At 70.4% G+C, this 12,740-nt stretch carries 10 protein-coding genes and 1 pseudogene; 9 read left to right on the top strand and 2 right to left on the bottom strand.

What is annotated here, in order from left to right:
* The first annotated feature begins 87 nt into the window (after window positions 1-87).
* The 6 genes from ruvB to ABT360_RS33820 all read left to right on the top strand — a co-directional run bounded on the left by ruvB (window position 88) and on the right by ABT360_RS33820 (window position 8,032).
* Entirely contained in the window at window positions 88-1,176 is a 1,089-nt protein-coding gene (gene ruvB, locus ABT360_RS33845; RefSeq protein ID WP_351825342.1) for a Holliday junction branch migration DNA helicase RuvB, read from the top strand.
* A gap of 165 nt (window positions 1,177-1,341) precedes the next feature.
* The gene (yajC, locus tag ABT360_RS33840; protein WP_351825340.1) at window positions 1,342-1,827 is read left to right on the top strand and encodes a preprotein translocase subunit YajC; all 486 of its coding nucleotides are present in this window, start codon (window positions 1,342-1,344) and stop codon (window positions 1,825-1,827) included.
* Window positions 1,828-1,967: 140 nt separating this feature from the next.
* On the top strand, window positions 1,968-3,704 hold the full coding sequence (secD, locus tag ABT360_RS33835) for a protein translocase subunit SecD (protein ID WP_351825338.1): 1,737 nt from the start codon (window positions 1,968-1,970) through the stop codon (window positions 3,702-3,704).
* A gap of 1 nt (window position 3,705) precedes the next feature.
* Window positions 3,706-4,821 carry a protein translocase subunit SecF gene (gene secF, locus ABT360_RS33830; protein WP_351825337.1) on the top strand — a complete coding sequence of 372 codons (1,116 nt, stop codon included), beginning with the start codon at window positions 3,706-3,708 and terminating at the stop codon, window positions 4,819-4,821.
* Window positions 4,818-5,360 carry an adenine phosphoribosyltransferase gene (locus ABT360_RS33825; RefSeq protein WP_351825335.1) on the top strand — a complete coding sequence of 181 codons (543 nt, stop codon included), beginning with the start codon at window positions 4,818-4,820 and terminating at the stop codon, window positions 5,358-5,360. The genes secF and ABT360_RS33825 overlap by 4 nt, the downstream gene beginning before the upstream one ends.
* Window positions 5,361-5,536: 176 nt before the next feature.
* Window positions 5,537-8,032 (top strand): RelA/SpoT family protein, encoded by a 2,496-nt coding sequence (locus ABT360_RS33820; RefSeq protein ID WP_351825333.1) that lies wholly within the window; start codon window positions 5,537-5,539, stop codon window positions 8,030-8,032.
* A gap of 58 nt (window positions 8,033-8,090) precedes the next feature.
* On the opposite strand, the gene ABT360_RS33815 is transcribed toward ABT360_RS33820, so the two are convergent.
* Together ABT360_RS33815 and ABT360_RS33810 are read right to left on the bottom strand one after the other, a co-directional pair.
* On the bottom strand, window positions 8,091-9,320 hold the full coding sequence (locus ABT360_RS33815; RefSeq protein WP_351825331.1) for a DUF349 domain-containing protein: 1,230 nt from the start codon (window positions 9,318-9,320) through the stop codon (window positions 8,091-8,093).
* Window positions 9,321-9,529: 209 nt separating this feature from the next.
* Window positions 9,530-10,318, bottom strand: a complete 789-nt coding sequence (locus ABT360_RS33810) for a peptidylprolyl isomerase (RefSeq protein WP_351825329.1) — start codon at window positions 10,316-10,318, stop codon at window positions 9,530-9,532.
* 152 nt (window positions 10,319-10,470) lie between these two features.
* Between ABT360_RS33810 and ABT360_RS33805 the strand changes: the two genes are divergently transcribed.
* The 3 genes and pseudogenes from ABT360_RS33805 to ABT360_RS33795 form a co-directional block, all read left to right on the top strand.
* The gene (locus tag ABT360_RS33805; protein ID WP_351825327.1) at window positions 10,471-11,178 is read left to right on the top strand and encodes an MBL fold metallo-hydrolase; all 708 of its coding nucleotides are present in this window, start codon (window positions 10,471-10,473) and stop codon (window positions 11,176-11,178) included.
* Window positions 11,179-11,191: 13 nt separating this feature from the next.
* Complete coding sequence (gene hisS / locus ABT360_RS33800; RefSeq protein WP_351825325.1) at window positions 11,192-12,454, top strand: histidine--tRNA ligase; 1,263 nt, start codon at window positions 11,192-11,194, stop codon at window positions 12,452-12,454.
* 86 nt (window positions 12,455-12,540) lie between these two features.
* Window positions 12,541-12,740 (top strand): annotated as a pseudogene (locus ABT360_RS33795) (vitamin K epoxide reductase family protein); the annotation flags it as partial.

The raw sequence follows: 12,740 nt of genomic DNA, 5'->3' as shown, positions 1-12,740 counted from the left end.
CGACCGGCGCGAGTTCGGCCAGCCACACGCCGTCGGGCCACGCCTGCGCGCCGCGCTCGGCGCCATGACCACACGAGGCAATCCGCAGTGAACTGGGACGACGACACCGACACCAGCAGCACGCCGGCCGCCGACGCCGCCGACCGGCTCGTCGGGGCGTCCGCCGACGGTGAGGACCAGGCCGTCGAGGCGGCCCTGCGCCCCAAGTCGCTGGGCGAGTTCGTGGGCCAGGAGCGGGTGCGCGAGCAGCTCGACCTGGTGCTCAAGGCCGCCCTGGCCCGGGGTGCCACCGCCGACCACGTCCTGCTGTCCGGTGCCCCGGGCCTCGGCAAGACCACCCTGTCCATGATCATCGCGGCGGAGATGGGCGCCCCCATCCGCATCACCTCCGGTCCCGCCATCCAGCACGCGGGCGATCTCGCCGCGATCCTCTCCTCCCTCCAGGAGGGGGAGGTGCTCTTCCTCGACGAGATCCACCGGATGTCCCGGCCCGCCGAGGAAATGCTCTACATGGCCATGGAGGACTTCCGCGTCGACGTCATCGTCGGCAAGGGCCCCGGAGCCACCGCCATCCCCCTGGAGCTCCCGCCCTTCACCCTCGTCGGCGCCACCACCCGCGCCGGCCTCCTGCCGCCCCCGCTGCGCGACCGGTTCGGCTTCACCGCCCACATGGAGTTCTACGCCCCGGCCGAGCTGGAGCGCGTCATCCACCGCTCCGCCCAGCTCCTGGACGTCGAGATCGAGGCCGACGGCGCCGCCGAGATCGCCGGCCGCTCCCGTGGCACGCCCCGCATCGCCAACCGCCTGCTGCGCCGCGTCCGCGACTACGCGCAGGTCAAGGCGGACGGCCTGATCACCCGCGACATCGCGGCCACCGCGCTCAAGGTGTACGAGGTGGACGACCGCGGCCTGGACCGGCTGGACCGCGCCGTGCTGGGGGCTCTGCTCAAGCTGTTCGGCGGCGGACCGGTCGGCCTGTCCACCCTCGCCGTCGCCGTGGGTGAGGAGCGCGAGACGGTCGAGGAGGTGGCCGAACCCTTCCTCGTGCGGGAGGGCCTGCTGGCCCGCACCCCCCGCGGCCGCGTCGCCACGCCCGCCGCATGGGCCCATCTCGGCCTCGTACCGCCGCAGGCAGGCGGCCCGGGAAGTGGACAACAGGGGCTCTTCGGGGCGTGACGGCGAGGAGACTCGCACGGCCAGGAACCGCGGTGCCATGCTGGGCGTTGTTCCAATGATGCGGACTCGCCTAGACTCCGCCGATGCCGACCCTTCAGGCCGGCGTACCCACCCCCGAAGATCAGGCCGCGGTTCCCCGCGACCGTGCGAAGGATTTGTCGTCCCGTGAGTATCGTGACTCTCCTGCCGTTCATCGTCCTCATCGGGGCCATGTTCCTGATGACCCGCTCTGCGAAGAAGAAGCAGCAGCAGGCGGTGGAAATGCGCAACCAGATGCAGCCCGGAACCGGCGTACGGACGATCGGGGGGATGTACGCCACCGTCAAGGAGGTCGGCGACGACACGGTCCTCCTGGAGGTCGCTCCAGGAGTCCACGCCGTGTACGCCAAGAACGCCGTCGGTGCCGTCCTCGACGACGAGGAGTACAACCGCATCGTGCACGGTGACGGTGACCTGAAGACCGACACCCCCGTGGTGCCGGACGACGCCTCCTCGCTCACCGAGGCCGACGCCGTCGACACCGCCGTCGTCGCCGACGACGCGAAGATCGACCTGGGCAAGAAGGACGCGGCCGACGAGGGCGAGACCGCTCCCGAGGCCAAGGACGCCAAGGCCGACGAGAAGACCGACGGCGACACCGACGCGAAGTAAGGCGTGCAGGCGGGCCGCGTCGCCGACCGGCGTGCGCGGTCCGTTCCGTGCCGACATACGCGGGGGATTCCCCACACCACTTCGTGGCCGCCCCGACGCTCACCCGGCGTAGCGGCGGTTGGACAGGGAGAAACGAGAAGGTGGCAGCACCCAAGAAGGGCCGAGGGCCGGCATCGGGGGGGCAGGGCAAGCCGGGGCGCGCCCTGGCCGCGATCCTGATCGCCATCGGCGCCCTGATCGGCGGGATGTTCTGGTCGGGCGAGACCACCCCCCGCCTGGGCATCGACCTCGCCGGCGGTACGAGCATCACGCTCAAGGCCGAGAGCGAGCCCGGCAAGCGGAACGCGGTCAACAACACCAACATGCAGACCGCGATCGGCATCATCGAGCGCCGCGTCAACGGCCTTGGTGTCTCGGAGGCCGAGGTCCAGCAGCAGGGCACCGAGCACATCATCGTCAACATCCCCCGGGCCACCGACTCCGAGAAGGCCCAGAAGCAGGTCGGCACGACCGCCGAGCTGTACTTCCGCCCGGTGCTCGCCGTCGCCGGCAGCGCGCCGCTCCCGGAGCCGTCCGCCGGCGGCACGCCGAGCGCCACGCCCAGCGGCAAGGCCTCGACCCCGCCCAGCCCGAAGCCCAGCGCCACCACGCAGGGCCGTGCCGTCCCGGAGGCCCTGAAGAAGGACGAGTCGCCGACGCCGAAGGCGAGCCCCTCCGGCAAGCCGGCCACCACTCCTGCCCCGCAGCCCTCCGCCTCCGGTGCCGCGGCGATCGCCGCGCTCGACAAGCAGTTCGCCGCTCTGGACTGCACGCCGAAGAAGGACACCAAGGAGGTGCCCAACCCGGCCCAGAACGCGGACCCGGCCAAGCCGACCGTGGCCTGTGGCACCGAGGGTGACGCCAAGTACATCCTCGGCCCCGCCGAGGTCGCCGGCACGGACGTCGACGAGGCGCAGGGCGTCCTCGACCCGCAGCGCGGCCGCTGGATCGTCCAGCTCGGCTTCACCGACGCGGGCACCAAGAAGTTCGCCGCGACCACCGGCAAGCTCGCGAGCCAGGTCCAGCCGCAGAACCAGTTCGCGATCACGCTCGACGGCCAGGTCGTCTCCGCCCCGTCCGTCAGCAGCGCCATCGGCGGCGGCAGCGCCGAGATCTCCGGCAGCTTCGACCAGGCCTCCGCCACCGAGCTGGCCAACATCCTGTCCTACGGTGCGCTCCCGCTGTCGTTCGAGCAGGAGAGCGTCACCACGGTCACCGCCGCGCTCGGCGGTGAGCAGCTGAAGGCCGGTCTCGTCGCGGGTGCCATCGGTCTCGCCCTCGTCGTGATCTACCTGGTGGTCTACTACCGCGGCCTGTCGGTCATCGCGCTCCTCAGCCTCCTGGTCTCGGCGGCCCTGACCTACGCGCTGATGTCGCTGCTCGGCCCGGCCATCGGTTTCGCGCTGAACCTGCCGGCCGTCTGCGGCGCCATCGTGGCCATCGGTATCACCGCCGACTCGTTCATCGTGTACTTCGAACGGGTCCGGGACGAGATCCGCGAGGGCCGCACCCTGCGGCCCGCCGTCGAGCGCGGCTGGCCGCGTGCCCGGCGCACGATCCTGGTCTCCGACTTCGTGTCGTTCCTCGCCGCGGCCGTGCTGTTCATCGTGACCGTCGGCAAGGTGCAGGGCTTCGCCTTCACCCTGGGTCTGACGACCCTCCTCGACGTCGTCGTGGTGTTCTTCTTCACCAAGCCGCTGATGACGTTGATGGCCCGCACCAAGTTCTTCAGCAGTGGTCACCCGTGGTCGGGTCTGGACCCGAAGCGGCTGGGAGCCAAGCCCCCGCTGCGCCGCTCGCGGCGCGTCTCCGTCACCACCGAACCGAAGGAGGCGTGAGATGTCACGACTCGGCAGCATGGGCGCTCGCCTGTACCGCGGTGAGGTCGGGTACGACTTCGTCGGCAAGCGGATGCTCTGGTACGGCGTCTCCATCCTGATCACCATCACGGCCATCGCCGGACTGATGGTGCAGGGCCTCAACATGGGCATCGAGTTCAAGGGCGGCGTCGTCGTCACCACGCCCAAGCTCTCGGTGTCCACCGAGGAGGCGCGGGAGACGGCGGAGGAGATCTCCGGTCACATCCCGATCGTCCAGGAACTGGGCAGCGGTGGCCTGCGCATCCAGATCAGCGATGTGACCACCTCCGAATCCAACAAGATCAAGTCCGAGCTGGCGTCCGACTTCGGCGTCGCCACCAACGACCTGACCGCCGACATCGTCGGCCCGAGCTGGGGCGAGCAGATCGCCAACAAGGCCTGGACGGGCCTCGGGGTCTTCATGGTCCTCGTGGTGGTCTACCTGGCGATCGCCTTCGAGTGGCGCATGGCCATCGCCGCGCTGATCGCCCTGATCCACGACCTCACCATCACCGTGGGCATCTACGCCCTGGTGGGCTTCGAGGTCACCCCGGGCACCGTGATCGGTCTGCTGACCATCCTCGGTTACTCCCTCTACGACACCGTCGTCGTCTTCGACGGTCTCAAGGAGGCGTCGAAGGACATCACCAAGCAGACCCGCTGGACGTACAGCGAGATCGCCAACCGCAGCCTCAACAGCACCCTGGTCCGCTCCATCAACACCACGGTCGTGGCGCTGCTGCCGGTGGCCGGCCTGCTGTTCATCGGCGGCGGTGTCCTCGGCGCGGGCATGCTCAACGACATCTCGCTGTCGCTGTTCGTGGGTCTCGCGGCCGGTGCGTACTCGTCGATCTTCATCGCCACCCCGCTCGTCGCCGACCTCAAGGAACGCGACCCGCAGATGAAGGCGCTGAAGAAGCGCGTCCTCGCCAAGCGCGCCGCCCAGGCCGCCGGGAAGGGCACCTCGGAGGACGGCTCCACCGAGTTCGCCGACGCCGCCGAGCGTCAGGACGACGAGCCGCAGGACGCCGCACCCGCCGGCGCCGTGGTCGGGCAGCGCCGCCAGCCCACCCGCGGGCGGGGCAAGCGCCGATGACCGTCACCACGCAGGAGCTGCTGCTCAGCCGCATCCGGGACGTCGCGGACCACCCCATCCCCGGCGTGACGTTCAAGGACATCACGCCGCTGCTCGCGGACCCGGAGGCGTTCGCCGCCCTGACCGAGGCGCTGACGGAGCTCTGCGTACGGCACGGCGCGACGAAGATCGTCGGCCTGGAGGCGCGCGGCTTCATCCTGGCCGCGCCGGTCGCCGTCACCGCCAAGCTGGGCTTCGTCCCGGTACGCAAGGCGGGCAAGCTCCCCGGCGCGACGCTGAGCCAGGCGTACGAGCTCGAATACGGCACCGCCGAGATCGAGGTGCACGCCGAGGACCTCCTCCCCGGCGACCGCGTCATGGTCATCGACGACGTCCTCGCCACCGGGGGCACCGCCGAGGCGTCGCTGGAGCTGATCCGGCGGGCCGGCGCCGAGGTCGCGGGTGTCGCCGTCCTCATGGAGCTCGGCTTCCTGGGCGGCCGCAGCCGCCTGGAGCCGACCCTGGCCGGCGCTCCGCTGGAGGCGCTGATCACGCTCTGACCAGCGTGCACACGGCACGGAAACGGGCACCCGGAACACCGGGTGCCCGTTTCGCGCTGTTCGGCGTGCGGCTGCCGGGCGATCGTGCCCCGTCCGAGGGGAAGCCGCCCGTCCGAGGTCAGTACCATGGGATTCCGGGCCTGACCGGGGGACCCGGACCCGCACGAGGAGCGCTCTTGCCAGACGAGGCCCAGCCACTCTCCGCCGCGAAGCCCGAGCAGCAGGCCGACCAGGCCGCGGCGCCCACAGCCACGCCCCCCGACAAGGCCGCGCCGAACAAGGCGGCGGACGCGAAACCGGCCACGCCCCAGCGCGCCCAAGGCCCGGCCCCCGTCTCGGCCCCCAAGCCCACGCCGCCCGCCGTCGCCCGCTCCGGCGGCTCCTCCAACCGCGTGCGCGCCCGCCTCGCCCGCCTCGGCGTCCAGCGCTCGTCGCCGTACAACCCGGTCCTGGAGCCCCTGCTGCGCATAGTCCGCGGCAACGACCCGAAGATCGAGACGTCGACGCTCCGCCAGATCGAGCGCGCCTACCAGGTCGCCGAGCGCTGGCACCGCGGCCAGAAGCGCAAGAGCGGCGACCCGTACATCACGCACCCGCTCGCCGTCACCACCATCCTCGCCGAGCTCGGCATGGACCCCGCGACACTGATGGCGGGCCTCCTCCACGACACCGTCGAGGACACCGAGTACGGCCTGGAACAGCTCCGCAAGGACTTCGGCGACCAGGTCGCCCTCCTCGTCGACGGCGTCACCAAGCTGGACAAGGTCAAGTTCGGCGAGGCCGCGCAGGCCGAGACCGTGCGCAAGATGGTCGTCGCCATGGCCAAGGACCCCCGCGTCCTGGTCATCAAGCTCGCCGACCGCCTGCACAACATGCGCACCATGCGCTATCTCAAGCGGGAGAAGCAGGAGAAGAAGGCCCGCGAGACCCTCGAGATCTACGCGCCGCTGGCTCACCGCCTGGGCATGAACACCATCAAGTGGGAGCTGGAGGACCTCGCCTTCGCGATCCTCTACCCCAAGATGTACGACGAGATCGTCCGCCTCGTCGCCGAGCGCGCCCCCAAGCGCGACGAGTACCTCGCCATAGTGACCGACGAGGTCCAGGCCGACCTGCGCGCCGCCCGCATCAAGGCCACCGTCACCGGCCGGCCGAAGCACTACTACAGCGTCTACCAGAAGATGATCGTCCGCGGCCGTGACTTCGCGGAGATCTACGACCTGGTGGGCATCCGCGTCCTCGTCGACACGGTCCGCGACTGCTACGCCGCCCTCGGCACCGTCCACGCGCGATGGAACCCGGTCCCCGGCCGGTTCAAGGACTACATCGCGATGCCGAAGTTCAACATGTACCAGTCGCTGCACACGACGGTCATCGGACCCAACGGCAAGCCCGTCGAGCTGCAGATCCGCACCTTCGACATGCACCGCCGCGCCGAGTACGGCATCGCCGCGCACTGGAAGTACAAGCAGGAGGCCGTCGCCGGCGCCTCCAAGGTGCGCACCGACGTACCGAAGAACACCGGGCGCGGCCAGGACACCGTCAACGACATGGCGTGGCTGCGCCAGCTGCTGGACTGGCAGAAGGAGACCGAGGACCCCAGCGAGTTCCTGGAGTCGCTCCGCTTCGACCTGTCCCGCAACGAGGTCTTCGTCTTCACCCCGAAGGGTGACGTCATAGCGCTGCCCGCGGGCGCCACCCCGGTGGACTTCGCGTACGCCGTCCACACCGAGGTCGGCCACCGCACCATAGGAGCGCGGGTCAACGGGCGGCTCGTACCGCTCGAATCGACCCTCGACAACGGCGACCTGGTGGAGGTCTTCACCTCCAAGGCCGCCGGCGCGGGCCCGTCCCGCGACTGGCTGGGCTTCGTCAAGTCGCCGCGCGCCCGCAACAAGATCCGCGCCTGGTTCTCCAAGGAGCGCCGCGACGAGGCCATCGAGCAGGGCAAGGACGCCATCGCGCGCGCCATGCGCAAGCAGAACCTGCCGATCCAGCGCATCCTCACCGGCGACTCACTGGTCACTCTCGCGCACGAGATGCGCTACCCCGACATCTCCTCGCTGTACGCGGCGATCGGCGAGGGCCATGTCGCCGCCCAGGGCGTCGTCCAGAAGCTGGTGCAGGCCCTCGGCGGCGAGGAAGCCGCCAGCGAGGACATCGCCGAGTCCGCGCCGCCCTCGCGCGGCCGTGGCAAGCGGCGCGCCAAGGCCGACCCGGGCGTCGTCGTCAAGGGTGTCGAGGACGTCTGGGTCAAGCTCGCCCGCTGCTGTACGCCGGTGCCGGGCGACCCGATCATCGGCTTCGTCACCCGCGGCAGCGGCGTATCGGTTCACCGCGCCGACTGCGTCAACGTGGACTCGCTGTCGCAGCAGCCCGAGCGGATCCTCGACGTCGAATGGGCGCCCACCCAGTCCTCGGTCTTCCTGGTCGCCATCCAGGTCGAGGCCCTGGACCGCTCGCGGCTCCTGTCGGACGTCACCCGCGTCCTGTCCGACCAGCACGTCAACATCCTGTCGGCGGCCGTCCAGACCTCCCGCGACCGGGTGGCCACCTCCCGCTTCACCTTCGAGATGGGCGACCCCAAGCACCTGGGCCACGTCCTGAAGGCGGTACGGGGCGTGGAGGGCGTGTACGACGTGTACCGCGTGACATCGGCCCGCAGGCCGTAACCAGGCAGCGAAAAGGGCCTCCCCTGCAGGGGAGGCCCTCTTCGCGTACGGGTGCGCGTCAGCCGCCGAACTCCTGGAGGCCCTTCAGAGCCTGGTCCAGCAGCGCCTGCCGGCCCTCCAGCTCACGGGCGAGCTTGTCCGCCTTGGCGTCGTTGCCCGCCGCCCGGGCCGCGTCGATCTGCTTCTGCAGCTTGTCGACCGCGTCCTGGAGCTGGCCCGTCAGACCCGCCGCACGCGCGCGTGCCTCCGGGTTCGTACGGCGCCACTCGGCCTCCTCGGCCTCCTGGATCGCCCGCTCCACGGTGTGCATCCGGCCCTCGACCTTGGGACGGGCGTCGCGCGGTACGTGACCGATCGCCTCCCACCGCTCATTGATGGCCCTGAAAGCCGCCCGGGCCGCCTTCAGGTCCTTCACCGGCAGCAGCTTCTCGGCCTCGCCGGCGAGCTCCTCCTTCAGCTTGAGGTTCTCCGCCTGCTCGGCGTCACGCTCCGCGAAGACCTCGCTGCGCGCCGCGAAGAAGACGTCCTGGGCACCGCGGAAACGGTTCCACAGGTCGTCCTCGTGCTCGCGCTGGGCCCGGCCCGCCGCCTTCCACTCCGCCATCAGCTCGCGGTACCGGGCGGCCGTCGCGCCCCAGTCGGTGGAGCCGGACAGCGCCTCGGCCTCGGCGACCAGCTTCTCCTTGACCTTGCGGGCCTCCTCGCGCTGCGCGTCCAGCGACGCGAAGTGCGCCTTGCGGCGCTTGGAGAACGCCGACCTGGCGTGCGAGAAACGGTGCCAGAGCTCGTCGTCGGACTTCCGGTCCAGCCGCGGCAGGCCCTTCCAGGTGTCCACCAGCGCCCGCAGCCGCTCACCCGCGGCCCGCCACTGCTCGCTCTGCGCCAGCTCCTCCGCCTCGGCGACCAGCGCCTCCTTGGCGTGCCGGGCCTCGTCGGTCTGCTTCGCCTTCTGCGCCTTGCGCTCCTCGCGCCGCGCCTCCACCGTCTCGACCAGCTTGTCGAGCCGCTTGCGGAGCGCGTCGAGGTCGCCCACGGCGTGGTGCTCGTCCACCTGATGACGGATGTGGTCGATCGCGGCCATGGCGTCCTTGGCCGACAGGTCGGTGGTCTTCACCCGCTTCTCGAGGAGGCCGATCTCGACAACCAAGCCCTCGTACTTGCGCTCGAAGTAGGCCAGTGCCTCCTCGGGAGATCCGGCCTGCCACGATCCGACGACCTTCTCGCCGTCGGCTGTACGCACGTACACGGTGCCCGTCTCGTCGACGCGGCCCCACGGGTCGCTGCTCACAGCGCCTCCTCCACATGATGCCGACGAGGGCGGTCACCCCCGGGCATCGTCCACAGTTCCCTGACGGGCCTCGCCCGCCCTCCACAACGCGACAGTCCAGGCCGCGCTGCACAACGCCAATCTAGGCGACCGGCCGCCCGGCTGTCCGCACTCAGCGCGACCGAATTCGCCGGTTCACGCAGGAGCGACGTCCTGCCTCACGTCCAGGATCACGCCTTGTCGACGGTGGCCTTCTTGATGGTGACGGCCTTCTTGGGCGCACCGTCGGTGGCGCCACCCTCGACCCCGCCCTTGGCCACGTCCTGGACGACCTTCAGACCGGCCGCGTCGATCGTGCCGAAGGGGGTGTACTGCGGGGGCAGCTTGGTGTCCTTGTAGACGAGGAAGAACTGGCTGCCGCCCGAGTTCGGCTCCGAGGTCTTGGCCATCGCCACCGTGCCGGCCGGATACGTCACCGCGCCGTCCGCACCCGCCTTGCCCAGGGCACCGAGGTTCTCGTCCGGGATGGTGTAGCCGGGACCGCCCGTGCCGTCGCCCTTCGGGTCGCCGCACTGGAGCACGAAGATGCCCTTCGTGGTCAGGCGGTGGCACCTGGTGCTGTCGAAGAACTTCTTGTCGGCCAGGTGCTTGAACGAGTTCACCGTACGGGGCGTCTTCGCGGCGTCCATCGTGATCGAGACGGCGCCGTGGTCGGTCGTGAGCGCCATCGTGTACTTCGCCTTGGCGTCGATGGCCATCTTCGGCTCGTCGGCCTTCGGCTCCGGCGAGGAGTCGCCCGGCGACGACGAGGGGAACTCGACGGGCTTCTTCGCGTCCGCGGCGGACTCATTGCGGAAGTTCGTGTACGCCCCCGCTCCCAGAACCAGCGCCACGGCGACCGAGGCAACGATGATCCTGGTACGGCGCTTGGCCTTGCGCTGAGCCTCCGCCCGGCGCTTCTGCTGCCGCTCGAACTTCTCCCGGGCGAGCTGGCGCCGCCGCTGATCGCTGGTGACCACCGGGTCTTCTCCTTGTGGGTCGTCTGTCCTGTCCTGGCCGAGTGTGCCCGTACCGTATACGGGTTGGCTGTGGAATGAGCAGCGCCGGTAGGCTCTGATCTGCTGCATTCCTCACCGGACCACGCGTGCCGGACGACTCTTTAAGGACGATCGTGCTCATTGCCGGGTTCCCCGCCGGGGCCTGGGGCACCAATTGCTACCTGGTCGCCCCCGCCGCAGGCGAGGAGTGCGTGATCATCGACCCCGGCCACCAGGCCGCCCAGGGAGTCGAGGAGACGCTCAAGAAGCATCGGCTCAAGCCCGTGGCCGTCGTCCTGACCCATGGCCACATCGACCACGTCGCCTCCGTCGTCCCGGTCTGCGGCGCCCATGACGTACCCGCGTGGATCCACCCCGCCGACCGGTACATGATGAGCGACCCGGGGAAGGCCATCGGCCGCTCCATCGGCATGCCGCTCCTGGGCGAGCTGACCGTGGGGGAGCCGGACGACGTCCGCGAGCTGACCGACGGGGCGAAGCTGAGCCTCGCCGGCCTGGAGCTGACCGTGTCGCACGCGCCCGGCCATACCAAGGGGTCGGTGACCTTCGGGATGCCCGAGGCCGCGGACATCCCGCCGGTCTTCTTCTCGGGCGACCTGCTCTTCGCCGGCTCCATCGGACGCACCGACCTGCCGGGCGGTGACATGGCCGAGATGCTCGATTCGCTGGCGCGCGTGTGCCTCCCGCTCGACGACTCGACCGTGGTGCTGTCCGGCCACGGCCCCCAGACGACCATCGGCCGCGAGCGCGCCACCAACCCGTACCTGCGCGAGGTGGCGGCCGGCCAGGGAGCGGCCCCCGCTCCTCGACGAGGAATGTGACGAGAGAATCCCCGTGAGTACCTTCCAGGCCCCCAAGGGCACCTACGATCTGCTGCCGCCGAGTTCCGCGACGTACCTCGCCGTCCGCGAGGCGATCTCCGCGCCGCTGAAGAACTCCGGCTACGGATACGTCGAGACCCCCGGCTTCGAGAACGTCGAACTGTTCGCCCGCGGTGTCGGCGAGTCCACCGACATCGTCACCAAGGAGATGTACGCCTTCGAGACCAAGGGCGGCGACAAGCTGGCCCTGCGCCCGGAGGGCACCGCGTCCGTGCTGCGGGCGGCGCTGGAGGCCAACCTGCACAAGCAGGGCAACCTCCCCGTCAAGCTCTGGTACTCGGGCTCCTACTACCGCTACGAGCGCCCGCAGAAGGGCCGCTACCGCCACTTCTCCCAGGTGGGCGCCGAGGCGATCGGCGCCGAGGACCCCGCGCTGGACGCCGAGCTGATCATCCTGGCCGACCAGGCGTACCGCTCGCTGGGCCTGCGGAACTTCCGCATCCTGCTGAACTCGCTGGGTGACAAGGAGTGCCGTCCGGTCTACCGCGAGGCCCTCCAGGGCTTCCTGCGCGGCCTCGACCTGGACGAGGACACCCGCCGCCGTGTCGACATCAACCCCCTGCGGGTCCTCGACGACAAGCGCGCGGACGTCCAGAAGCAGCTGGTGGGCGCCCCGCTGCTGCGTGACTACCTGTGTGACGCGTGCCTGGCCTACCACCAGGAGGTGCGCGGGCTGCTGACGGCGGCGGGCGTGGTCTTCGAGGACGACGAGAAGCTGGTGCGCGGCCTGGACTACTACACGCGGACCACGTTCGAGTTCGTCCACGACGGTCTCGGTTCGCAGTCCGCGGTGGGCGGCGGCGGCCGCTACGACGGTCTGTCCGAGATGATCGGCGGTCCGGCCCTTCCGTCGGTGGGCTGGGCGCTGGGTGTGGACCGCACGGTCCTGGCGCTGGAGGCCGAGGGCGTCACCCTCGACCTGCCGGCCACCACCAGCGTGTTCGCCGTCCCGATCGGCGAGGAGGCCCGGCGCCGGCTGTTCGGCGTGGTCACCGAGCTGCGCAAGGCGGGGCTGGCCACGGACTTCGCGTACGGCGGCAAGGGCCTCAAGGCCGCGATGAAGGCCGCCAACCGCAGCGGCGCCCGGTACGCCCTCGTGCTGGGCGAGCGCGATCTCGCCGAGGGCGTTGCCCAGCTCAAGGACATGGAGTCCGGCGAGCAGGAGCCGGTGGCCCTCGACGGACTCGTCGAGAAGCTCCTCTCGCGGCTCGTCTGACGCCCCGGACACCCCGGCCCCGGCCGGGGTGTCCTTATCTCCACCGAACGGCGGACGGCGCCCGCCATGCGGCAGAATGAGCCCTCATGACGACAGCAGCAGTTGACGACGTCTCCTCCGGCCACGGCACGCCGACGACGACCGGCAGCAGCCGCGCGTTCGCGTGGATGCTGGTGGTCACGGGCGCGGCGGGGCTGCTTGCTGCGTGGGTGATCACGCTCGACAAGTTCAAGCTGCTGGAGGACCCGAACTTCACCCCGGGGTGCAGCCTGAACCCGGTCGTCTC

The sequence above is a fragment of the Streptomyces sp. NPDC000229 genome, from assembly GCF_040300825.1.
In the GTDB taxonomy this organism is placed as follows: Bacteria; Actinomycetota; Actinomycetes; order Streptomycetales; family Streptomycetaceae; genus Streptomyces.
The sequence above is the reverse complement of the archived record's forward strand: the minus strand, read 5'-3'. Positions and strand labels throughout refer to the sequence as shown.

Coding starts and splice junctions, on each gene's coding strand:
- secF (WP_351825337.1), top strand. CDS start 3,706: ATGTCACGACTCGGCAGCATGGGCGCTCGCCTGTACCGCGGTGAGGTC.
- ABT360_RS33825 (WP_351825335.1), top strand. CDS start 4,818: ATGACCGTCACCACGCAGGAGCTGCTGCTCAGCCGCATCCGGGACGTC.